The organism is Bradyrhizobium sp. 138, assembly GCF_023074075.1.
Taxonomy (GTDB): domain Bacteria; phylum Pseudomonadota; class Alphaproteobacteria; order Rhizobiales; family Xanthobacteraceae; genus Bradyrhizobium.
Genome location: NZ_JADPKT010000012.1, coordinates 40230 through 62020 on the forward strand (window position 1 = coordinate 40230; position 21791 = coordinate 62020).

Genomic DNA, 21791 nt, shown 5'->3' on the forward strand with positions numbered 1-21791 from the left:
TTGTTGAGCAAAGGTAGCAGCCTCACCCCGTCATTGCGAGGAGCCCTTGCGACGAAGCAATCCAGACTGCCTCCAGAAAGTTTCTGGATTGCTTCGCTCGCAATGACGGGGAGAGAGCGGGAGCTACCACACCGCCGTCCCCTTCATCGTCGGCTGCCCCTCCGCGTTCGCGGTCCACAGCTCCATGCCCGCTTCTAGCTCGTTGGCATTGACCGAGAACTCGGTGCCCTCGAACAGCGGCTGCAGCCCGCGATAGGTGAACGTCTTCGGCGCCTTGCCGCCGTGGAGCTTCGCCGCCATCTCGATGATCAGCGCCGCCTGCAACGGGCCGTGGAAGATCAGGCCCGGATAGCCCTCGACCTCAGTGACGTAGTCGCGATCGTAATGGATGCGGTGACCGTTGAAGGTCAGCGCGGAGTAGCGGAACAGCAGCACGGGATCGGACACATGCGTCTCGCGGTGCTGCGCTTTCGGTGGCGGAGGCGGGGCCTTGGCTGGAGCCGCCTGCGTGCTCGTCATCTCGCGATAGACGATGTCCTGCCGCTCGCGGATGGCAACGCCGCGTGGGGAAGAGATGCTGTGCTCGACCGAGACGAAGCACAGCGTGCCGGTCGAGCCTGATTTCACCTGCACGTCGGCAATGCGCGAGGTCCGCGTCGATTCATCGCCAACCTGCAGCGGCTCGAGGAATTCGATTTCGCCGCCGGCCCACATCCGGCGCGGCAGCGGCACCGGCGGCAGGAAGCCGCCGCGGGTGGGATGGCCATCGGGGCCGAGCATCGACATCGGAAACACCGGCTGCGCCAGGCACCAATGCACCGTGAACGGCGCGGTGTCGCCTTTTTTGGGTTCGCCGACCTCCTGGAACAGCGTCGCGCGCAGACCCATGACGAGCTGCGCGGTGACGATGTCGGTGGCCTCTGTGCTGCGGCCGATCCATTGCCGCAAGTGATCGATATCGAGCTTGTCGGTCATGACGCCTCGCTCTCTTACTTTCTTGAGTTTGGCTTTTCGCCGATGGCGGGCACGGCGCCATAGCTGCGCGTCTCGCCGACGATGATCGGCGCCGGCGCGGGATAGCTGACGCGTCCCTGCGGCGTGTCGACCTCGATCCGGCGCAGATGCGGATGATTGGTGAGGTCGGCCATGGTGTTGACCTCGGCGAAGGCGATGTCGGCGTCCGACAGCCGCTTCAAGAGCTCGTCGCGCGTCATCTTGCCGAAGATATCCGCGACGGTCTTGTCGGTGAACTCGCGGTTGCGCACGCGCTCGACCATGTTGGCGACGCGCGGATCGGCGGGCAGGTCCGGCTGGTCCAAAACCTTCGCGCACAGCGTCTTCCACTCGCGCTCGCTCTGGATCGAGATCAGGATGTCCTTGCCGTCTTTTGAGGTGAACACGCCGTAGGGCGCGATCGAGGGATGGCGCAGGCCCATGCGCTTGGGGGGATTGCCGGCTTCGGAATTCAGCAGCGGCACGGTGCACCAGTCCGCCATCACGTCGAACATGGAGATGCGGATGTCGGCGCCCTTGCCGGTGCGTCCGCGCGCGATCAGTGCTTCCAGGATCGCAGCATGCGCGGTCGCGCCGGTCGCGACGTCGACGATCGACATCCCGACGCGCGAGGCGCCATCAGGGTTGCCGGTGATCGAGGCAAGCCCACTCTCGGCCTGAATCAGGAGGTCATAGGCCTTGCGGTGCGCGTAGGGGCCTTCGTCGCCATAGCCGGTGATGGTGCATGAGATCAGCTTTGGATAGTCCTTCAGCAGCCGCTCGCGAGAAAAGCCGAGCTTGTCCATCGACCCCGGCTTGAGGTTCTGGATCAGCACGTCGGCGCTTGCGATCAGCTTCTCCAGCTCGGCGCGGCCTTCCTTTGTCGTGAGATCGACTACGGCGGATTGCTTGCCGCGGTTGAGCCAGACGAAATAGCTGCTCTGGCCCTTGGCCGCCGCGTCATAGCCGCGGGCGAAATCGCCCTCGGGCCGCTCGATCTTGATCACCTCCGCGCCGGCATCCGCCAGCCGCGAGGAGCAGAACGGCGCCGCCACCGCCTGCTCGACCGCAATCACCCTGATCCCGTCCAATGCTCCCATGACGTGACCTCAGTACGAGCGGGGCATGCCGAGCACATGCTCGGCGACGTAGGACAGCACGAGATTGGTCGAGATCGGCGCCACCTGATAGAGCCGGGTCTCGCGGAACTTGCGCTCGACATCGTATTCCTCGGCAAAGCCAAAGCCGCCATGGGTCTGGATGCAGGCATTCGCTGCTTCCCAGGACGCATCCGCCGCCAACATCTTGGCCATGTTGGCCTCGGCGCCGCAATCGAGCCCGGCCTCGTATTTGCGCGTGGCTTCCTTCACCATCAGCTCGGCCGCGCGCATCGAGGCATAGGCCTTGGCGATCGGGAACTGGATGCCTTGATTCTGGCCGATCGGACGGCCGAATACGGCGCGCTCCTTCGCATAGTTCGTCGCTTTCGCGATGAACCACTTTGCGTCGCCGACGCATTCGGCGGCGATCAAAATGCGCTCGGCATTCATGCCGGAAAGGATGTAGCGAAAGCCCTTGCCTTCCTCGCCGATCAGATTCTCCGCCGGCACCTTCATGTCGGTGAAGAACACCTCGGTGGTAGCGTGGTTCATCATGGTGCGGATCGGGCGGATCTCGAGGCCGTTACCCTTCGCCTCCCGCATGTCGACGATGAACACGGAAAGACCATCCGTGCGCTTCTTAACCTTTTCCTTCGGCGTGGTGCGTGCCAGCAGCACCATCAGGTCGGAATGCTCTGCACGGCTGGTCCAGATCTTCTGGCCGTTGACGATGTAGCTGTCGTTGCCGTCCTTGCGCGCGAAGGTCTTCAGCGAGGAGGTGTCGGTGCCGCTGGTCGGCTCGGTGACGCCGAAGGCCTGCAGGCGCAATTCGCCGCTCGCGATCTTCGGCAGGTACTTCGCCTTCTGCTCGGCGTTGCCGTGCCGCAGCACGGTGCCCATCGTGTACATCTGGGCGTGGCAGCCGCCGCCATTGCAGCCCGCACGCTGGATCTCTTCCAGGATCGCCGCGGCCGCCGACAGCTTCAGGCCCGCGCCGCCATATTCCTCCGGGATCAGCACCGAGAGATAGCCGGCCTCGGTCAGCGCATCGACGAAGGCTGTGGGGTAGGCCATCTCGCGATCGAGCTTGCGCCAATATTCGCCGGGAAACTGCGCGCACAGCTTGGCGACGGCTTCGCGGATGTCGGCGTGATCTTCGATGTGCTGTTCTTGACTCATGGCGTTTCCAGTTCTTAGCGGCAGTTAAGATAACGCCGGCCGATCCTCTGGCGTTGTGAAAACAATGCCAGCCCCCTATGCTCATTTGTTATAGCGTATGAAGTAGCCTTCCAGGATTGGCAAGCATGGATTTCCGGCAGCTTAGGACTTTCAGTTGCGTGGCGGAGCTCGGCAGCCTCTCCAAGGCATCCGACACGTTGCGGGTGGCGCAGCCGGCGCTGAGCCGCCAGATCAAGCTCTTGGAACACGAGCTGCGCACCGAACTCTTCACCCGCAACGGCCGCGGCATGGTGCTGACCGAAGCCGGCCGGCTGCTGCTGGCGCGCACCTCCGGCATCGTGCGGCAGATCGATCAGATCCGCGACGACATCCAGTCGGCCAAAGGGCCGCCGTCGGGTCAGGTCGTGCTCGGCCTTGTTCCAACCGTGAGCTGCGTGTTGTCGGCGCGCTTTGCGCGGCGCTGCGTCGAAAAATTTCCCGGCATCTCGCTGCGCATCGTCGAGAGCTATAGCGGCCACCTGGTCGAATGGCTGCATCGCGGCGAGATGGATCTCGCCATCCTCTATGGCCGTTCCGCCGATCTGCATCTCAACGTGGCGAGCTTGGGACGCGACAACATCGTCGCGGTCGGCCCGCGCGGCTGCGGCCTCGCACGCAAGAAGAGCGTCGACATCGGCTGGCTGTTGCGGCAACGGCTGGTGTTGCCGTCTCATTCCCACGGCCTCCGCGCGCTGATCGAGCACGCGGCCGCCCAGCGCAAGATCAAGCTCAACGTCCAGCTCGAGGCGGATTCGTTTCGCGTGCTGACAAGCCTGGTCGAGGAGGGCCTCGGCTTCGCGCTGCTGCCGCCCTCGTCGGTCCATGGCGAGGTCGCCGACGGGCGGCTGGAAACCACGGCCGTCTCGAAGCCGATGACGCGCGAGCTCATTTTCGCTTCTCCGATCGATCGTCCGGTTTCGACGGCCTCACTCGCCGTCACCGCGCTGCTGCGCGAGGAAGTCGCCGCCTGCCGCAAGGACGGCGTGTGGGACATCAGATTGAGTTAGATGCCGTGGTAGAACAGGCGCGCGACGCCGTGTCTTCGCATCTGGTGCGAGCTGTCATGCCGAAATTTTATAGCTGGGCCAGGGGGCTGCGCGTCTGACGCGCAAGTATCTCCAAGAGCTCGTCATTGCGAGCGCAGCGAAGCAATCCAGGAATCCCTCAGCGGTGATAGTCTGGATTGCTTCGTCGCAAGAGCTCCTCGCAATGACGGAGGATGGAGCTCAGGTCGGAATCCGCACCGGCAGCGTCTCATAGCCCTTGATGAAGCTGGAATAGATCCGCTTGGGCTCGCCGACCACCTCGATGCGGTCGAAGCGCTTCAGCATCTCCTCCCAGACGATCTTGAGCTGCAGCTCGGCAAGACGCATACCGACGCAGCGGTGGATACCGAAGCCGAACGATAGATGCGTGCGCGGGCGCGGGCGGTCGATGATGAAATCGTTCGGCCGCTCGAACATCTCCTCGTCGCGGTTGCCGGAGACGTACCACATCACCACGCGGTCGCCCTTCCTGATCTGCTTGCCGCCGATCTCGGTATCTTGGAGCGCGGTGCGCCGCATATGGGCCAGCGGCGTCTGCCAGCGGATCACCTCGGGCACCATGGAATCGATCAGCGCCGGGTTGGCGCGGAGCTTGTCGTACTGCTCGGGGTTCTCGTTCAGCGCCAGCACCGAGCCGGTCATGGTGTTGCGCGTGGTGTCGTTGCCGCCGACGATGAGCAGGATGATGTTGCCCATGAGATTGTCGGGGTCCATATGGCGTGTGGCGTCGTTGTGTGCCATCAGCGACAGCAGATCGTTGCGCGGCGCCGAGTTGACGCGCTCGTTCCACAGCTTGGACATGTAGGCGTAGCACTCGTCCATCTCGCGGCGGCGCTCTTCGGCGGAGGCGACGATGCCGCTCTTGGGCAGCGCGGTGGAGACGTCGGACCAGCGCGTCAGCTTGCGCCGCTCCTCCCAGGGGAAGTCGAATAGGGTCGCCAGCATCTGCGTCGTCAGCTCGATCGAGACGCGCTCGACGAAATTGAAGGTCTCGTTGCGCGGCAGATTGTCGAGCACGCTCTGCGAGCGCTGCCGGATCAGCTTCGCCAGCTCGTCCAGATGGGTCGGGGTGAACATCGGCGACACCGTCTTGCGCTGCGACGAATGTTTGGGCTGGTCCATCGCGATGAAGCTCGGATAGTCGTAGCCGGGCGGCACGTCGCGGATCGAGATGCCGCCGAGCGTCGAGTCCGAGGAAAAGATGCCGTGATGGGTGTCGACATGCATGATGTCGTTGTATTTCACCACCGACCAATAGGGCTCGATCGGCGCGTTGGTGCAGTAGTGCACCGGCTCTTCCTTGCGCAGCCGCTCGAACCACGGCCACAGCGTGTCGTCCTGGAACAGCCTGGGCGCGCCGGGGTGGAATTGCGACAACGGCGTCGCATAGGCCTCCTCGCGCGCCTTCCGCATGCGTTCGGCCTTGTCCACTTTAACCGGCGCTTGGAGGTTCATCGTCGTGGCTCCAGTTGGTTTTCTTAACCTCTCCCGCTTGCGGGAGAGGTCGGCGCGTCCCGGGCGATGCGAAGCATCGTCCCGTGCGCCGGGTGAGGGTTTTCTCCTCTTGGGGATAGTCCCATTGCCGAGATACCCTCTCCCCGACCCTCTCCCGCAAGCGGGAGAGGGAGCGCAGCTTGCTTGCGGGCGCAGCGCGAAATCATCTTGCTGCCAATCTACGCCGCGATCTTCACAGGCAGCTCTTCAAGTCCCTTCACAAAACTCGAATAGACCCGCTTCGGCTCGCCGACCACATCGATATGGTCGAACCGCTTAAGGATCTCTTCCCAGATAATCTTGAGCTGGAGTTCGGCAAGCCTGAGGCCAACGCAACGATGAATGCCGAAGCCGAAGGACAGATGCGTGCGCGGGCGGGCGCGGTCGATGATGAAGTCGTAGGGCCTCTCGATCGCCTCCTCGTCGCGGTTGCCCGAGACGTACCACATCACGACCTTGTCACCTTTCTTGATCTGCTTGCCGCGGAACTCGAAATCGGAGAGCGCGGTGCGGCGCATATGCGCCAGCGGCGTCTGCCAGCGGATCACTTCGGGGACGAAACTGTCGAGCAGAGCGGGGTTTTCGCGCAGCTTGCGATATTGCTCCGGATGCTGGCTCAGCGCGAGCAGCGAGCCCGACATGGTGTTGCGCGTGGTGTCGTTGCCGCCGACGATCAAGAGGATGAGATTGCCGAGGAAGTTCTTGGCATCCATGTCGCGCGTCGCGGCGCCATGCGCCATCATCGAGAGCAGGTCGCTCTTCGGCGGCTGCGCGATGCGTTCTTTCCAGAGGCGCGCGAAATAGGCCGCGCATTCGGTCAGTTCGGCCTGGCGCTCGTCCTCGGTGGCGACGAGGCCGTCAGGGCCGGGGATCGTAGTGGCAATGTCGGACCAGCGCGTCAGCTTGCGGCGGTCCTCCCACGGGAAGTCGAACAGCACCGCCAGCATCTGCGTGGTCAGCTCGATCGAGACGCGGTCGACCCAGTCGAACACCTCGCCGCGCGGCAGGTTGTCCAGGCACTCGGCCGAGCGCTTGCGGATGTTGAGCGCGAGATTGTCCAGATGCGTCGGCGTGAACATCGGCGCCACGGTCTTGCGCTGCGCGGCATGGCGCGGCGGGTCCATCGAGATGAAACTCTCGCGGCGCAGGTCCGGGTCGATGTCGCGGATGGTGATGCCGCCGAGCGCGGAGGCCGAGGAGAACACCGAATGGTTGGTCTCGATCTCCATGATGTCGTTGTAGCGCGTCACCGACCAGTACGGCCCGAACATCGAGTCCTTGCAATAGTGCACGGGATCTTCGCGGCGGAGGCGATCGAAATAGGGCCAGAACGTATCGGTCCTGAACAGTTCCGGATCGCCCGGATCGAACTGCTCAAGCGGCAATTTCGACGCGCGCTCGCGAAGTGCGTCGAGCTTGGCCGCGCTCTCGATGGTCCCATGCATGACCGTTCTCCCTGGCACGAACCGCGCGTCGTTGAATTCTGCGCTGCGGTATTTGATTTGCAATTACAGCTGGTTGTCTGCGCCGGAGCAAGGGAGAGTTTTGTCACGTCCAACCTTTGCGAGAGGGGCGAGACCTCCATCAACGTGATCCCCCGCACACCGTTTGTCGCGAAATCATGCCAGAAACCGACTGGAATCGAGGTAAATCGAACCCGGCCATCTTGGGGATCGACCAATCTCTGACCTATAGTTTGATCGCAATAGACCAGCATCCCGAGGTTGCCGCCGTGAACGACATGCAATGGACCCCGATCGGCTCTCAGCCCCTTCCGCCGCCGCTGCCGTCCACAGGGGTCGACTTCACCGGAAACCGCTCCGAATTCCGCAAATTGGTCACCAAGGGTGCCATGCTGGAGCTCGTCACCTTCGGCTTCTACCGGTTCTGGCTGGTTACCGACATTCGCCGTCATCTATGGGCGAACACCGCGGTCGATGGCGATGCCGCCGAATATACCGGCCGGGCCAAGGAGCTGCTGGTCGGCTTCCTGTTCGCGCTCGCGATCCTGGTGCCGATCTATCTCGCCTACTTCCTGATCGGCATCGAGTTCGAGCGCTGGCAGGGCTTTGCCTCGGTGCCTCTGTTCATCGGCTTCTACGCCTTCGGCCAGTTCGCGATTTTTCGCGCGCGGCGCTATCGGCTGACGCGTACGGTCTGGCGCGGCGTGCGGTTCTGGATGGACGGCTCCGGCTGGGCCTATGCGTTCCGAGCGATGGCGTGGGGCCTGCTGGTGTTCCTGACGCTCGGCCTGGCGCTGCCGTGGCGCGAGGCCGCGCTCGAACGCTACAAGATGCAGCATACCCATTACGGCGACCTCCGCGGTGATTTCGAAGGCGACGGCTGGACCTTCTTCAAGCGCGGCTGGTGGCTGTGGCTGCTCAGCCCGATCGCGCTGTTGATCTTCCCGCTCGCGCCGTTCTTCTATGCCGAGTTCAAGGCGCGCGAGTGGCGCTGGTGGCTCGACGGCATCCGCATCGGCGGCGTCAGCCTGTCCTCGAACCTGCCTCATGATGCTTTCTACGGGCTGTATTGGAAGGTGATCGGCTGGTGGACGTTGCTGTCGATGGCTTTCTCCGCCTATCTCGGCGGCAGCGCCTTGCTCGTCGTTGCGCTGAGCGGCGTTCCGGCCGATCGGGTGTTCGGCTCCGACAATGCCGCCAAGAGCATCCCGATGGTGGTGGTGATGGTGATTGGCTATTTCGCCCTGGCGCTCGCGATCAACATCGTGATGCGGGTCTATCTCCAGCGCGATCTCTGGGCCAAGGTGCTGGAGACCGTCAAGGTGCACAACATTGCGGCCGCCGCGGATGTGCGTGGCAGCGGCCAGCTTGCCAGCGCGCTCGGCGAAGGTTTTGCCGACGGACTCGATGTCGCGGGATTTTGAGCTGTGAGTGAGTTGTCCACCGAGGCGTCTGCGCAGTCCGTCAAGCCGACCATCTTCTTCGACGGCGTGTCGAGCCGCAGGCGTCAGGTGAAGCTGATGCTGGGTGATGTGCTCGAGATCGTCGAGGAGGGCGGAGCGCCCGTGCGCTGGGCCTATGCCGACATCCGTCGCGCCGACAGCCCGGGTGGCGTCCTGCGGCTCGCCTGTACGTCCGCGCCGTCCCTGGCGCGGCTCGAAATCCGCGACGCTGTCCTCGCAGCGGATCTGACCGCGCGATGCTTGCGCCTCGATGAGCATCAGACCTCGCGGCGTGGCGTTGCCAAAATCGTTGGCTGGTCGGTGGCGGCCGCCGTCTCCATCGTCTGCGTCGTGCTGTTCGGCGTGCCACTCGCCGCCGACCGTCTCGCGCCGCTGGTGCCGAAGCCCGTCGAGCGGCGCATCGGCGATGCCGCCGAAGTGCAGATGAAAACCATCTTCGGCCGCAATACGTGCGAAGATCCCGCAGGCAAGGCCGCGTTCACAAAACTCGTCAACCGCTTGCGCGATGCCGCAGGTCTCGACGATGATTCCATGACGGCCGGTGTGCTGCCGACCTCGGTGCCGAATGCCTTCGCATTGCCGGGCGGCAAGGTGTTCGTGCTCAAGGGCCTGCTCGACAAGGCCGAAAGCCCCGACGAGCTCGCCGGTATCCTCGCCCACGAGCTCGGCCATCTCAAGCATCACGACAATATGCGCGGGTTGATCTACAACGGCGGCACCTCGTTCCTGATCGGCCTGTTGTTCGGCGACGTCACCGGCTCGAGCGCGGTGATCTTCGCCTCGCGCACCCTGGTCGAGGCCTCCTATTCGCGCGAGGCCGAGACCGCCGCCGATACGTTCGCGATCGAGGTCATGCACAAGCTCGGCCGCTCGCCAAAACCCGCTTTTGAGCTGATGTTCCGCATCACCGGCAAGGAAGGCGGCTCGACGCTCACGACGATCCTCGCCAGCCACCCCCTGACCGAGGACCGGCTCGCACGGATGACCAGGGAAGATCGCCCCGCCAGCGGCCCGCCGCTATTGACGGACAAGGAATGGAAGGCGCTGAAGGGCGTTTGCGGCAGCGGGAAGATCTAGGGCCGCAGCGTCACCTCGTCCCGTAGGCACGGTCGCCGGCGTCGCCAAGGCCCGGCAGGATGAAGCCGTTCTCGTCGAGGCCCTCGTCCACCGCCGCGGTCCAGATCGGCACGTCCGGATGAAAGCCGCGCAGCCGCTCCAGCCCTTCCGGCGCTGCGATCAGGCAAGCGAGGCGGATATCCCTGGCGCCGCGCTCCTTCAGCCGGTCGATGGCGGCGACCGCCGTGTTGGCGGTCGCGACCACCGGCGTCACCACGATGGCGAGGCGCTCGCTGAGATCGGACGGCGATTTGAAGAAATATTCGACCGCGGCAAAGCTGTGCGGCTCGCGATAGAGGCCGATATGGGCGACGCGCGCGGTCGGCACCAGATCCATCATGCCGTCGACGAAGGTGGTGCCGGCGCGCAGCATCGGCACGAACACCAGCTTCTTGCCGGCGATCTTGGCCGAGTGCATCGTCGCCAGCGGCGTCTCGATGACGGTGTCAGTGAGCGGCAAATCGCGCGTCACCTCGTAGCACAGGAGCATGCCGATCTCCTTGATCAGCTCCCTGAACGATTTGGTCGAGATGGACTTGTCCCGCACCAAGGTCAGCTTGTGCTGCACCAGCGGATGATCGACGATCGTGACGCCTTCCATGATTGGTTGCTCCTGAAATTCATCAAGCGGATGCGTGAGCGACAATGAGGGTTCAGAAAACCGTGCCGTCGCTGATCACCTTGAGCGGCGGCGAGCCGTCGGGCCGGCGTGAAAAGGCAATGCTGCGGCCGGCGGCCCAGGTGCCGCCTTCGAGGATGCTGGCGAGCGGCAATGTTTCGCGCGTGCGGCCGAGTTTTGCGCGAACCAGTTCAGCTAACCGGTCGAGCAGCGCAACCGTCAGCGCGCGCCATTCCACGACGAGCAGCGAATCCACCGCATGCGCGCGCTCGGCGTCGGCGGGATCGCGCAGGCGCAGCACCTCGTGATCGACGAACAGGCCGCCATTGCGGTATTCGGCAAGTCCGGTCAGCCCGTCGATGTCGATGACATTGAATCCCGCGCGCTGCAGCGGCTCGATCAGCGAATAGCTCAGCCATTGCGACAGCTTGTGCAGCGGCACCAGGCCTGCGGTCGCATCATCCGCCTTGAGCGCCGGATGGCGCCAGCAATCGCCGAGCGGGACGCCGGCGAGCTCCAGCCGCGATGGCCAGATCGGCCCGAGCTGGTTCAGCACCGCGGACAGTATGTCGGGTGCGGGAATAGCGCCGCTTAAAGCCTGCGCCGCGATGTGATCGAACAGCCCGCCCGGCCGCGGCGTGTCGTGCAGACCAAAGACGTCCGCGCGCTCGGCCACCCGCCTGCCCAGGCGCTGCAGCAGGTCGGTTCGCCCTTCGGGACCGAGCAGCGGATTGGCGGTGCTCACCTGAAACGCGGCCGTAAGCGCGGCGAGGGGGAGCTCCGCGAGCACGTCGGCATCGGCCCTCAAGGGCGAGGCGGCATCGCGCGAAAAAAGTCCATTCGCGAACATGTCGAGGCTCGCGATCGCGAGCCCCTCGGACCGCCCGATGCTGTCTCCTGTCACCGCGTCGCGATAGCGCCACGCCGCGCCCGCACCGGCATCGAGCAGCACGCTGACGATGGCGAGGTCGAATTCGGCGCGCGCACGTGCCGCATGATCCGGCCACGAGACAGCGTCGGCCAGCCGCGCCCAGCGGTCGACGCCGCTAAGCACAAAATGCCGCCAGCGTGCATGGAAGGGAATGTCGAGCGCCGGATAGGCTTTTCGCGTGACCGCGAGCACGGCCTCCGCGACACCATCCATGCGGTCGAGATCTACAGTGAAGTGGTTCAAGCCGCCGGCAAGGCCGAGCTCGAGCATCTGCCCGGCCCGCGCGCGCACCGCCGCTGCGGTGAGCAGCGCGCGCGCCTGTCGTTCCAAAGCCTCCGCCATCGCGCGATCAGTATTTTTCCAGCGAGCGGCCGACCACGCCATCCACGTCCTTCTCGGGCGCGATGTCGGTCGAGTAATAGCCGGCCGCCTTCTTGGCGGCGATCTCGACATAGGCGTCGGCCGGAATCAGCTCCGGCGGGATCGGCACGCGCTCGACGATGTCGATGCCTTGCGAGGTCAGCGCGTCGTATTTCATGTCGCTCATCGACAGGAAACGGTCGATCCGCTTCAGGCCGAGCCAGTGGATCGTATCCGGCATCAACTGCTGGAAGCGCGCGTCCTGCACGCCCGCGACGCATTCGGTGCGCTCGAAATAGGCCGCGGCGGCATCGCCGTCCTCCTGGCGCTTGCGCGCGTTGTAGACCAGGAATTTGGTGACCTCGCCGAGCGCGCGGCCTTCCTTGCGGTTGTAGACGACGAGCCCGAGCCCACCCTCCTGCGCGCCGCGCGCGGATTCCTCGATGCCGTGGATCAGATAGGGCCGGCAGGTGCAGATGTCGGAGCCGAACACGTCGGAGCCGTTGCACTCGTCATGCACGCGGCAGGTGATCTTGGTGCGATGATCAGGCAGTTTTGTCACATCGCCGAACATGTAGACGGTGGTGCCGCCGATCGGCGGCAGGAACACCTTCATGTCCGGCCGGGTCACCAGCTCCGGGAACATGCCGGCGGTCTGCTCGAACAGCGTGCGCCGCAGCTCGGTCTCGGCGGTGCCGAAGCGCGCCGCCAGGCCCGGCAGGTACCACACGGGATCGATCGCGATCTTCACCACCGAGACGCTGCCATTGGCGTGCACGACCTCGCCGTCGGCGCGCAGCCGCTTTGCCGCGAGCGCCTCGCGGATCTCCGGCAAGTCGAGCCGCGCCCGCGTCACCGCGATGCTCGGCCGGATGTCGACACCCTCCGCAATGTCTTTGCCGAAATTCTCGGCGACGAGGTGCCCCCAGGGATCGAGCGCGACGATTTTCGTGGGATCACGCCACTGCTCGAACGGCCCGATGGTCGCCGCCGGAAACGTGTTGGTGAGGTCGGGCCGCCGGATCGGATCGAGCGCGCCGGCGGACACCGCGAGCGCGCGGTACATTGCATAGGACCCGCCATGGCTGCCGATCACGTTGCGATCGCCTGCGCGTGACACCGTGCCGATGATCGGTCCGCGGGCGCGCGCATCAGTCGCGCCCCAGTGGATCGGAAAGGCGGACTTCTTGCCCGGCTCCGGATGCGAGGTCAGGCGGATGTGGTCGGTACGGTTCGCGCGGCTCATGACCAAACTCCCAAAAAGCCAACGGCCCGCCGCTCGGACGGGCCTGGCTCAGTCGCGTTGCCGGTGCAGAGCACCAGCGACGCAAGCTCAATCCAACATATTGTAGCGGCGAGGCACGACAGACAAGTTAATCGTGCGGGGTGGCCCAAAGGCCCGTTTCCGCCGTCGCCCTGATAGGTGAACGACGCCAGGACGCTACTTATATCTATGTAATTGTTCGAATTTTTGAAGGGGCGGGCCCGCCTCCGCCCCCAAACAGGTGACTGGATAAAACCTGATTATTCGGACATATCGAGCGGATCGGCTCTGCCCCGGAGACTTCCATGCCCGCCAGCTACATCGACCCCCGCAACGAAAAGCTCTACCCGCTCGACCAGCCGCGCTGGTGCTCGGACGAGCGCACGCCGCTGCTGGTGACGCCGGGGGCGGGGATTTCGCGCGAGGACATCGAGGGCCGCACGCGCTCGCTCTGGCGCTACCGGGCGGCGCTGCCGGTCGAGATCAAGAACCCGATCTCGCTCGGCGAGGGCTGCACGCCGCTGGTCCAGCAGGACTGGGGCGAGTTGCGCCCGTTGTTCAAGCTCGAATGGTTCAACCCCACCGGCAGCTTCAAGGACCGCGGCTCCGCCGTGATGCTGTCCTTCCTGCGCCAGATCGGGGTCGACGCCGTGCTGGAGGATTCCTCCGGCAATGGCGGCTCGTCGATGGCGGGGCTGGGTGCGGCCGGCGGCATGCGCGTGAAGATTCTGGCGCCGGCCTCGACGTCGCCGGCCAAGATCGCGCAGGTGCGCGCCTATGGCGCTGCGGTGCAGCTCGTCGAGGGACCACGCGAGGAGTCGGAAGCAGAGGCCATCCGCCAGTCGAGCCAGACCTTCTATGCCAGCCACAATTGGCAGCCGTTCTTTCTCGAAGGCACCAAGTCGCTCGCCTATGAGATCTGGGAGGACCTCGGTTTCCGCGCGCCCGACAACGTCATCGTTCCCGTCGGCGCCGGCAGCAGTCTCCTGGGCTGCGCCTTCGGCTTCCGCGAGCTCAAGAAGGCCGGACAGATCGCAAAGCTGCCGCGGCTGTTCGCGGCGCAGCCACTCAATTGCTCGCCGATCGATGCCAGCTTCAAGGCCGTTGTCGACACGCCCGTCGCACGCGAGGTCAGCAAGACCATCGCCGAAGGCACCGCGATCAAGAATCCCTTGCGCCTGTGCGAGATCATCGGCGCCCTGCGCGAGAGCGGCGGCGGCACGATTGCGCTCACCGAGGAGGAGATCGTCGCTGCGCTGCGCCGTCTCGCCCGCCAGGGCCTGTTCGCCGAGCCGACCAGCGCCAGCGCCGCGGCGGCGCTCGACAAGCTCTCCGCCACCGGCGCCATCAAGGCGAACGAGACCACGGTGGCAGTCCTCACCGGCACGGGCCTGAAGGCCGCGACGACCGTGGCCGATCTGGTGCAATAGGGTTGGTCCGTAGGGTGGGTTAGCCTTGCGGATGCGCGAAGCGCAATCCGCAAGGTGTAACCCACCACTTCTGTCGATGCGGAAGCCAAAGAGGTGGGTTACGCCCTGCAGATGCGCTTTGCGCATCTGCAGGGCTAACTAACCCACCCTACGGCCTGTGCTTATCCTCGCCTCCTGCCTCTCACTCCTTCAAATCATTCACGCGCTTCACCCACGCGCGCACGTCAGCGAGCACGGCGGGCAGCACCGCCTTCACCTCAGCCACGGTCATGCCCGCCTTGATGCGGGGATCGTACAGCAGATTGAGGATGTACTGGTCGTAGACGTCGAAATAGCCCATCGAGACGTTGTCGTTGAACATGGTCCACGGCACGCTCGTGGTGTCGTTGATGGGCCCGAGCGATTGCAGCAGCTCCTCATAGGCGCAGTCGAGAAAGACGAAGTCACCGTTGTCGACGGTGAGGATGACGTCGGAATGCTCGATCTCGAAATTGTCGTTCTTGCGGAAGCCGGACAGGCATTGCGGGTCGAGCGAGGTGCGGATCTCGCGCGCCTTCTCGGCGCCGTAGAAGGCGGTGAGGGTGCGGTAGAGATCGCGGTCGCGCACGAGCTTCACGCGCACATTCGCCGCTTCGTTGGTGTCGGTCATGGCGATGTCGAGATGCTGCACGCGCTTGCCGATGTCGGCAACGACCTTTGCGAGTTGCGCCTTGCGGTCGGTGCGCTCGCTCTCGGCGTACACGCGCACCGGGCCGTCGAATTTGCGGATGCGGTCGACGCGGCCGGCGAGGTGATATTCGGCGCCGAACGCGGTCTTTAAGAAGCCCTCGACGATCTCGCTGTCGGTAAAACTCTTTTTCTCGGCGCGCTGGCGCGAGGAGATCGCGGGCAATTCGCCCGCGGCAGCCATGGTAGCGGTGTCAGGCACCAATGTGAGCGCGGCAAGCGCCAGCAGGGCGAAGCGAAGGGCAGTCGAGGGCGGATTGATTGCGCTCATCGTTATGCGACGCTGCCGTATTCACGTCGCGCGCACAAGTCCGCAAATTCACGCGCCCAGCGGGTTCCTGCCACTTTCAAACACGGTGCCGTAGAGTGGGCAAAGGCGCGAAAGCGCCGTGCCCACCATCTCAAAGCCGTGGGCACGCCGGCGGACCGCGCGTTCGCGCGATCCTCCGACTTTGCCCGCCTTACGGGAGTTTGCGTCTGGTCTAGTTATTTCAGCACCACCACCGTGGTGCCGACCGCGACGCGGCCATAGAGGTCGGTGACGTCGTCATTGGTCATGCGGAAGCAGCCCGAGGAGACCGCCTGGCCGATCGTCTCCGGCTCATTGGAGCCGTGGATGCGGTACAGGGTCGAGCCCAGATACATCGCGCGCGCGCCGAGCGGATTGTCGACGCCGCCCTTCATGTGGCGTGGCAGGTCGGGCCGGCGCGCCAGCATCTGCGAGGGCGGCGTCCAGTCTGGCCATTCCTTCTTGGCGGTGATCCTGTGCACCCCGCCCCAGCGGAAGCCGTCGCGGCCGACGCCGATGCCGTAGCGCAGCGCCTGGCCGTTCTGGAGCACCAGATACAGCCGCCGCTCGCTGGTGTTCACCACGATCGTACCGGGGGCGTAGTTGCCGTTGTACATGACCGTGGTGCGGGGGACTGGGCTTGCGCTGTGGCCGAGATAGCCGGTGGCGCTCGTGCCCGTGAAGTCTATCATCCCCGCCGCGGATGCGTCGGTCGCGCCCGCCAGCAACAGCGCCATTGCGGCAATCGGCGCGGCAAAAAACCGGATCATTGTCTCCCCCAGCAAAAAATCGAATCAACTGAAGTCACTGGCCATATTTGCAGGCATTTCGCAAGCCACGGGCCCGTGAGGGCCATCATCCTCTGCGATCGGCGTTATCAAATCGGCAACCATGCCAGGTTGCCGAAAAGCGTTAGCCAAACCGGCGCATCGTCGCGCGGGGCAGGGCAGCGATGCCGCCTATTGCTTTGACGGAACGCGCGAACAATGATTGATCGAACGGATATCTGGACATGGCCGGTTGCGGGAGCCTCTGATGAACGGTGCGGAAAGCCTGGTGCGGACGATGGTCAAGGGTGGGGTGGATGTCTGCTTCACCAACCCGGGCACCTCCGAGATGCATTTTGTCGCAGCGCTCGACCGCGTCCCCGGCATGCGCTGCGTGCTCGGCCTGTTCGAAGGCGTGGTGACCGGCGCGGCCGACGGCTATTTCCGCATGAAGGGCCTGCCTGCTTCGACGCTGCTGCATCTCGGCCCCGGCCTCGCCAACGGCCTTGCCAATCTGCACAACGCCAAGAAGGCCAATTCCGGCATCGTCAACATCGTCGGCCAGCATGCCGTCTACCACATCGGCTACAACGCGCCGCTGACCTCCGATATCGAGGGCCTGGCCCGGCCGATGTCGTCCTGGGTCCGTACCTCGCCCGATGCCAAATCGGTTGCCGCTGACGGTGCCGCGGCCATTGCCGCCGCCAAAAGCGCGCCGCCGCAGATCGCGACCCTGATCCTGCCCGCCGACACCGCCTGGAACGAGGCCGATGGCATCGCCGAGGTTCCGGCGGAGCAGCAGCGCGCGAGCTATTCGCCGCAGGCGGTCGAGCAGGCCGCAAAGATCCTGCATGGCGACGGCGAGGGCACGCTGCTGCTGATGACCGGCAGCGCCCTGAGCGAGCAGGGCCTGGCGCTGGCCGAGCGCATTGCCGCCAAGACCGGCTGCACCGTGATGGGCCCGACCTTCCGTCCCAAGATGGCGCGCGGCCGCGGCCGCTTCTCGATCGACCGCATCCATTACGTGATCGAGAACGCGCTGCCGATGCTGGCAAAATTCCGTCACATCGTGCTGGTCGAGTCGGACGATCCCGTGGCGTTCTTCGCCTATCCGAACAAGCCGAGCATGCTCAAGCCGCAAGGCTGCGACGTCCATCGCATGACCTCCTGGGGCGAGAACTCCGTCGCCGCGCTCGAAGCGCTGGCCGGCGCGGTCAAGGCCAGCGCCAAGGACGTCAAGCCGCAGGCGTTGCAGGAGCTGGTCAAGCCGACCGGCGCGCTGACCTTCGCCTCGATCGCGCAGGCCATCGCATGCGCCATCCCCGAGAATGCGATCATGGTCGACGAGTCCCTGACCACCGGCCGCGGCTTCTTCCCGCCGACAGCGGCGGCCGCCCCGCACGACTGGCTGCAGAACATGGGCGGCTCGATCGGCTTCTCGACGCCGCTCTCGATCGGTGCGGCGATCGCCTGTCCCGACCGCAAGGTGATCACCATGGTCGGCGACGGCAGTGCGATGTACACGATTCAGTCGCTGTGGACCCAGGCGCGCGAGAACCTCAATATCGTCACCATCGTGTTCGCCAACCGCATCTACCAGATCCTGCGCGGCGAGTTCGACAATGTCGGCGCCGGCGAGCCCGGCCAGCGTGCCAACGACATGCTCCGGCTCGACCGCCCGACGCTGGATTTCGTCGCGCTGGCCAAGGGCATGGGCGTGCCCGGCCGCGCCGTCACCAATGCCGACGAATTCAACAAGGCGCTGGCCGAAGCCGTCGCCGAGCCCGGCCCGCGGCTGATCGAAGTCCAGATGTAAACGCGGCGCCGCACGCGCCAAAGGCCCGGAGGCAAGATGCAGACCGAGCTGAACAAGGTGATCGCGGCGCTCCGGGACTTCTACGCCCACGAAGACTTCCTGTTCGAGAAGGACATCGGCGAGCGCGCGGTGACGCACCGCTTCGCCGTGCATCTGGAAAAGCAGTTCGCCGGCTGGTCAGTCGATTGCAACTACGACCGGCTCGGCGAGCGCACGCTGCATCTGCCGCACGGCACCATCATCTCGACCGACGACCATCTGGGGAAGTCGATCTATCCTGATATCGCCGTGCATCAGCGCGAGATCCCGAACAATCTCCTCACCGTGGAGATCCGCAAAGCGAGCAATCACACGCCGCTGGAGCACGACCAGCACAAGCTGCGCGCGCTGACCGACGTGCATGTCTGGTTTCCCTATTGGATCGGCGTGCTGCTCGTGCTGGACAGGCACCACGTGACGATGTCGGAGGTCTATGTGAGCGGCCTCCTCGACGAAGCGCTGTCGCGCTGGCTCGCGACCCGGCTGGCGGAGGTCGGGCTCGGAGCCGCGCAGTAGCGCGTGTATTCATATAGGTCGGACTTCGAGGATGAAGCGGGAGCCCTCCACCTGGCCAGCATCGATCGCTTGTAACCCACAGCGGTCGTCAAGCTAGTGGCTAGTTTTCTTAATGCAAACTGGCTCACTGTTGGGGACGCTCTTGCAATCCCAATCCGGGCCGAAGCCAGATGCCTGATGAACGGACGGATATCGAACAAGAACGACAGCACAGACGCATATCAGAACAACGGCAAAAAGGACGACGAAGACGTCATTGCGCGTGAACTGCCACCTGAGCCATCTCATCGTTCGTTCCCGAGGTAAGTACTAATCTCACAATTAGCCTCGCCTTTCCAAAGATTCATTCGACCAAGTTCGGAGAAATTGAGCAATTGGCGCGACGCTAGCTCTTGGCCCTTAGCTGAATCAACTGGGCCAGTTTGGATGTCGGCAATTGGCCGTAGAGCGGAGGCGGATGCGTACTCGCCCCGACCTCAGCTTTTGACCCAAAGCAGGCATTGGGGCTTGGACACCATGCCTCCTTCGACTAACGGAAGGGCCGCTGATCGAGTCGGTGTTTTGGTGCGTGATCCCGAATCCTGACATATGCTAGGTTCGGTTGGGCCGTAACGCATCGGACGGATTGGCAGAATATGCCGAGTCCAGTCGCCGTACTCCACCAACGCTACGGATTTATAATGAATCGCATTTGTGCAATCTTTGTCGGTCTCATCGCCATCCTCACCAACGCCCCCGCATCTGCCGCCGAGACCGTCACCATAGCAGGGTCCCGCGCGGTGCTGATTATGCCGGCTTCATTGCGAGCGAGCGTGATCCTGATGCCAGGTAGCGATGGTGCGATCCTAGCCGGCGACCATGGCGACATCCACGGCCTGAATGGCAACCAGCTCGTCCGCACCCGCGACGCCTACGCCGCGCGTGGGCTCGCGGTACTGGTCGTCGATGTCAGAACCGACCTCATGAGCGCGGTCGACTATATGGCGGAGATCAAGCGGCCGGTGACGGTAATCGCCACCAGCGCTGGCACGCGTCGCGCGGCCGAGAGGATCGCACGCGGCGCCAAGCCGGACGCTCTGGTTCTGACTTCGGGCATCCTCAGCCCGGAATCAGGACCAGCGTCGAGCAACGTCGAATCTATCCTCGGCTCGCCGTCGGTGCTCTCGCGCACGCTGGTGATTCATCACCGCTACGACGGATGCAATCTGACGCGGCCCGCTGGCGTTGAACCCTTCATCAAATGGGCGGGGGGCCGCGCGCGAGTGAGTTGGCTCTTGGGCGGCGTCAACCAGGGCAATCCCTGCTACGCAGACGCATATCATGGATTCAAGGGCCTCGACGACCAAGTGGTTGATCTCGCGGCTGGCTTTCGCTGAAGCGCCTCCGTGTCATCGAAAATCGGATTACGTCCGCTATTGGGCCCAAGGCCGACATTGGTGCGTGTCGGTTTCAACGTCGCCTTGGGAGAGCAATCGGACGCGACGAGCTTGTGAGCCCCACGGGCTGGAGCGGGGTGCAATCCGGGCAACCGCCAAAATAGGCAACCGTTCAACCCGACGACATCGGTAGCGCAATTCTCGATTCGTTAGTCTGTCGTTGCTGGGCCATGGCGGCGCGCACGCCGCCGCCACGTCGTCAGTAATAGGGCTGCGAATACGCGTAGCGCGGATTGATGCCGCAATAGGCCGAGGTGCCGGAGGCGGTCGCCGCACATTGCTGGTAGCTGGCGAACTAGCAGTTGCGGGGATAGCCCCAGCTGCGGCCTTGCAGGCAGTATCTGTCGCTTCCGGCCTGGGCCGGGGCAGCCGACAACGACGCGGCGATCAAGGTTGCGAACGATGCAAGCGTGAAGATGGTGTCGATTGTGAGGTGGAACGCCGAGCCTTGGTGCTCCCGTGGCCTGGCGTTCCCGTGGACCGTCTGACGCATGGTCATGTTGTGCTGGTCGCCGCAACGCCGGATGCGTTCGGGGCGAGGTCCATCGTGACGCGGCCGGCGGCATGCAATGTGATCTCGGCCACAGTTCTCGTGCGGGATCGGACCTAATGTTGACAGACTTGCACGCGTCGATGCCGCAGGCGTACGTTCGGCCTGTTCGGATCGGGCAAATTTGGAGGTTCTGATGCAAAAATCATATTTGCTGGCCGCGACAGCGGTGCTGGCGCTCATCATGCAAATGCCGCTCGCATCGGCACAGACCGCGCCGGCTGCCGGCGGAACTGCGGCGCCTGCGGCGACAAGCACTGCGCCGGCCGCGACGACGGCGCCGGCTGCGACCACCGACAGCTCGAGCCAGCCGACCGACCCCAAGAAGAGCGCGTCGAAGAAGCCGGCGAAGAAAAAGATGACGCGACAGCAGGAGATCGATCACTCGGTCGACACTGGTACCGTGCCTGCGCGCTATCGCAGCTCGGTGCCCAAGCAGTACCAGCAATATATTCCGTTCGATAAGCAATAGCCGCTTCCATGGCGGTGCGACGTGATCAGCCGTTGCGCCGCCGGCAACTTCGAGCGACACGCCATCGAAGGATGGCCCCGGCCGGGGGACTCCCTCCTCACATCCCCGGTGGCGGTCTGCGAGAGCAGTGCTAGAGTAGGCCGAAGCCCGGGGGGAATGATGAGTGACGACGTGAAGGATGCTGGCCTTGTGGCCATGATCAGCAGCATCCTCGGAGGCAACAAGCGCGCAGACCCTGTTGCACCGCCGCCGCTCACCGAAGGGCCGCCGACAGTGCCCTCGAACGGAGCGGAAGCGGTTTCGGCGCCCAGCGCCGAGGCGACGTCAATCAGGCACGAGGATGCGTCCGACGCTAAGCCGGTCACCGCGGAGCCGGTCGAGCAGCCTGCAAAAATTGTCACGACGCGGGATGGCAAACAGCTGCTGCCGGCCGAAGCGATTGCCGATCTCGTGCTGGGCGAGCTGCGCAAGCTGGAGGATTTTCCGGCAACCGGCGTCTCGGTCACGGTCTATGGCTACCGGCATTGGAACGCGATGATCACCTTCGCCCCGTTCTCGACCAATTTCCAGAATGCAACGCGGTTCCGCCAGGCCCTGCCGGATATCGTCTTCAAGCTCCGTCGTTTCGCCGAACTTGAGATATAGTCTGGCTCAATCACCGGCGGAACGCGTCCGCCGGCAGC

19 protein-coding genes and 1 pseudogene are annotated in these 21791 nt (G+C 64.4%); 9 read left to right on the forward strand and 11 right to left on the reverse strand.

The annotated features are described in order from the left end of the window. Nucleotides 1-123 precede the first annotated feature (123 nt). The 3 genes from IVA79_RS07975 to IVA79_RS07985 are packed head-to-tail and all read right to left on the reverse strand — an operon-like array spanning nt 124 to nt 3272. Nucleotides 124-975 carry a MaoC family dehydratase N-terminal domain-containing protein gene (locus IVA79_RS07975; protein WP_247551613.1) on the reverse strand — a complete coding sequence of 284 codons (852 nt, stop codon included), beginning with the start codon at nt 973-975 and terminating at the stop codon, nt 124-126. 14 nt (nt 976-989) lie between these two features. Then, on the reverse strand, nt 990-2093 hold the full coding sequence (locus IVA79_RS07980) for a CaiB/BaiF CoA-transferase family protein (RefSeq protein WP_247551615.1): 1104 nt from the start codon (nt 2091-2093) through the stop codon (nt 990-992). A gap of 9 nt (nt 2094-2102) precedes the next feature. After that, nucleotides 2103-3272 (reverse strand): acyl-CoA dehydrogenase family protein, encoded by a 1170-nt coding sequence (locus IVA79_RS07985; protein WP_247551617.1) that lies wholly within the window; start codon nt 3270-3272, stop codon nt 2103-2105. Between the two features lie 125 nt (nt 3273-3397). Between IVA79_RS07985 and IVA79_RS07990 the strand changes: the two genes are divergently transcribed. Next, nucleotides 3398-4318, forward strand: a complete 921-nt coding sequence (locus tag IVA79_RS07990; RefSeq protein ID WP_247551619.1) for a LysR substrate-binding domain-containing protein — start codon at nt 3398-3400, stop codon at nt 4316-4318. Between the two features lie 219 nt (nt 4319-4537). On the opposite strand, the gene IVA79_RS07995 is transcribed toward IVA79_RS07990, so the two are convergent. Further along, nucleotides 4538-5812 (reverse strand): cytochrome P450, encoded by a 1275-nt coding sequence (locus IVA79_RS07995; protein ID WP_247551621.1) that lies wholly within the window; start codon nt 5810-5812, stop codon nt 4538-4540. 218 nt (nt 5813-6030) lie between these two features. Continuing rightward, complete coding sequence (locus tag IVA79_RS08000; RefSeq protein WP_247551623.1) at nt 6031-7296, reverse strand: cytochrome P450; 1266 nt, start codon at nt 7294-7296, stop codon at nt 6031-6033. Between the two features lie 296 nt (nt 7297-7592). Between IVA79_RS08000 and IVA79_RS08005 the strand changes: the two genes are divergently transcribed. Further along, entirely contained in the window at nt 7593-8738 is a 1146-nt protein-coding gene (locus IVA79_RS08005; protein ID WP_247551777.1) for a YjgN family protein, read from the forward strand. A gap of 3 nt (nt 8739-8741) precedes the next feature. Then, a complete protein-coding gene (locus IVA79_RS08010) occupies nt 8742-9854 on the forward strand; it encodes a M48 family metallopeptidase (protein WP_247551625.1) in 1113 nt (370 codons plus the stop codon). A gap of 10 nt (nt 9855-9864) precedes the next feature. Here IVA79_RS08010 and upp read toward each other — a convergent pair whose 3' ends face one another. Genes upp through IVA79_RS08025 form a run of 3 tightly spaced genes read right to left on the reverse strand, consistent with a single transcriptional unit; the run spans nt 9865 to nt 13049 of the window. Further along, complete coding sequence (gene upp, locus IVA79_RS08015; RefSeq protein ID WP_247551627.1) at nt 9865-10494, reverse strand: uracil phosphoribosyltransferase; 630 nt, start codon at nt 10492-10494, stop codon at nt 9865-9867. Between the two features lie 52 nt (nt 10495-10546). Further along, nucleotides 10547-11785 carry a URC4/urg3 family protein gene (locus tag IVA79_RS08020; protein ID WP_247551629.1) on the reverse strand — a complete coding sequence of 413 codons (1239 nt, stop codon included), beginning with the start codon at nt 11783-11785 and terminating at the stop codon, nt 10547-10549. A 7-nt stretch (nt 11786-11792) separates the two neighbouring features. Next, nucleotides 11793-13049 (reverse strand): GTP cyclohydrolase II, encoded by a 1257-nt coding sequence (locus IVA79_RS08025; protein ID WP_247551631.1) that lies wholly within the window; start codon nt 13047-13049, stop codon nt 11793-11795. 323 nt (nt 13050-13372) lie between these two features. Here IVA79_RS08025 and IVA79_RS08030 point away from each other — a divergent pair, with 323 nt between their 5' ends. After that, nucleotides 13373-14497: a threonine synthase gene (locus IVA79_RS08030; protein ID WP_247551634.1), complete on the forward strand. Its 1125-nt coding sequence runs from the start codon at nt 13373-13375 to the stop codon at nt 14495-14497. A 181-nt stretch (nt 14498-14678) separates the two neighbouring features. Here IVA79_RS08030 and IVA79_RS08035 read toward each other — a convergent pair whose 3' ends face one another. Both IVA79_RS08035 and IVA79_RS08040 read right to left on the reverse strand, forming a co-directional pair. Then, entirely contained in the window at nt 14679-15494 is an 816-nt protein-coding gene (locus IVA79_RS08035) for a DUF2927 domain-containing protein (RefSeq protein WP_247551636.1), read from the reverse strand. A 215-nt stretch (nt 15495-15709) separates the two neighbouring features. Beyond that, nucleotides 15710-16282: a L,D-transpeptidase gene (locus tag IVA79_RS08040; protein ID WP_247551638.1), complete on the reverse strand. Its 573-nt coding sequence runs from the start codon at nt 16280-16282 to the stop codon at nt 15710-15712. A 265-nt stretch (nt 16283-16547) separates the two neighbouring features. Here IVA79_RS08040 and IVA79_RS08045 point away from each other — a divergent pair, with 265 nt between their 5' ends. The 3 genes from IVA79_RS08045 (at nt 16548) to IVA79_RS08055 (ending at nt 20026) form a co-directional block, all read left to right on the forward strand. After that, the gene (locus IVA79_RS08045; protein WP_247551640.1) at nt 16548-18095 is read left to right on the forward strand and encodes an acetolactate synthase large subunit; all 1548 of its coding nucleotides are present in this window, start codon (nt 16548-16550) and stop codon (nt 18093-18095) included. A gap of 36 nt (nt 18096-18131) precedes the next feature. Next, entirely contained in the window at nt 18132-18650 is a 519-nt protein-coding gene (locus tag IVA79_RS08050; protein ID WP_247551642.1) for a hypothetical protein, read from the forward strand. Between the two features lie 680 nt (nt 18651-19330). Beyond that, nucleotides 19331-20026, forward strand: coding sequence for an alpha/beta hydrolase (locus tag IVA79_RS08055; RefSeq protein ID WP_247551779.1), 696 nt, complete (start codon nt 19331-19333; stop codon nt 20024-20026). A 259-nt stretch (nt 20027-20285) separates the two neighbouring features. On the opposite strand, the pseudogene IVA79_RS08060 reads toward IVA79_RS08055, so the two are convergent. Continuing rightward, nucleotides 20286-20504: pseudogene (locus tag IVA79_RS08060) on the reverse strand (DUF3551 domain-containing protein). A 268-nt stretch (nt 20505-20772) separates the two neighbouring features. Between IVA79_RS08060 and IVA79_RS08065 the strand changes: the two are divergent. Together IVA79_RS08065 and IVA79_RS08070 are read left to right on the forward strand one after the other, a co-directional pair. After that, complete coding sequence (locus IVA79_RS08065; protein WP_247551645.1) at nt 20773-21108, forward strand: hypothetical protein; 336 nt, start codon at nt 20773-20775, stop codon at nt 21106-21108. A gap of 159 nt (nt 21109-21267) precedes the next feature. Further along, nucleotides 21268-21753: a hypothetical protein gene (locus IVA79_RS08070; protein WP_247551781.1), complete on the forward strand. Its 486-nt coding sequence runs from the start codon at nt 21268-21270 to the stop codon at nt 21751-21753. Nucleotides 21754-21791 lie beyond the last annotated feature (38 nt).

Excerpts from the sequence above, each read along its gene's own strand:
- IVA79_RS07975 (WP_247551613.1), bottom strand. The coding sequence starts at position 975 with ATGACCGACAAGCTCGATATCGATCACTTGCGGCAATGGATCGGCCGC.
- IVA79_RS07980 (WP_247551615.1), bottom strand. The coding sequence starts at position 2,093 with ATGGGAGCATTGGACGGGATCAGGGTGATTGCGGTCGAGCAGGCGGTG.
- IVA79_RS07985 (WP_247551617.1), bottom strand. The coding sequence starts at position 3,272 with ATGAGTCAAGAACAGCACATCGAAGATCACGCCGACATCCGCGAAGCC.
- IVA79_RS07990 (WP_247551619.1), top strand. The coding sequence starts at position 3,398 with ATGGATTTCCGGCAGCTTAGGACTTTCAGTTGCGTGGCGGAGCTCGGC.
- IVA79_RS07995 (WP_247551621.1), bottom strand. The coding sequence starts at position 5,812 with ATGAACCTCCAAGCGCCGGTTAAAGTGGACAAGGCCGAACGCATGCGG.
- IVA79_RS08000 (WP_247551623.1), bottom strand. The coding sequence starts at position 7,296 with ATGCATGGGACCATCGAGAGCGCGGCCAAGCTCGACGCACTTCGCGAG.
- IVA79_RS08005 (WP_247551777.1), top strand. The coding sequence starts at position 7,593 with ATGCAATGGACCCCGATCGGCTCTCAGCCCCTTCCGCCGCCGCTGCCG.
- upp (WP_247551627.1), bottom strand. The coding sequence starts at position 10,494 with ATGGAAGGCGTCACGATCGTCGATCATCCGCTGGTGCAGCACAAGCTG.
- IVA79_RS08020 (WP_247551629.1), bottom strand. The coding sequence starts at position 11,785 with ATGGCGGAGGCTTTGGAACGACAGGCGCGCGCGCTGCTCACCGCAGCG.
- IVA79_RS08025 (WP_247551631.1), bottom strand. The coding sequence starts at position 13,049 with ATGAGCCGCGCGAACCGTACCGACCACATCCGCCTGACCTCGCATCCG.
- IVA79_RS08030 (WP_247551634.1), top strand. The coding sequence starts at position 13,373 with ATGCCCGCCAGCTACATCGACCCCCGCAACGAAAAGCTCTACCCGCTC.
- IVA79_RS08035 (WP_247551636.1), bottom strand. The coding sequence starts at position 15,494 with ATGAGCGCAATCAATCCGCCCTCGACTGCCCTTCGCTTCGCCCTGCTG.
- IVA79_RS08040 (WP_247551638.1), bottom strand. The coding sequence starts at position 16,282 with ATGATCCGGTTTTTTGCCGCGCCGATTGCCGCAATGGCGCTGTTGCTG.
- IVA79_RS08045 (WP_247551640.1), top strand. The coding sequence starts at position 16,548 with ATGAACGGTGCGGAAAGCCTGGTGCGGACGATGGTCAAGGGTGGGGTG.
- IVA79_RS08050 (WP_247551642.1), top strand. The coding sequence starts at position 18,132 with ATGCAGACCGAGCTGAACAAGGTGATCGCGGCGCTCCGGGACTTCTAC.
- IVA79_RS08055 (WP_247551779.1), top strand. The coding sequence starts at position 19,331 with ATGAATCGCATTTGTGCAATCTTTGTCGGTCTCATCGCCATCCTCACC.
- IVA79_RS08065 (WP_247551645.1), top strand. The coding sequence starts at position 20,773 with ATGCAAAAATCATATTTGCTGGCCGCGACAGCGGTGCTGGCGCTCATC.
- IVA79_RS08070 (WP_247551781.1), top strand. The coding sequence starts at position 21,268 with ATGAGTGACGACGTGAAGGATGCTGGCCTTGTGGCCATGATCAGCAGC.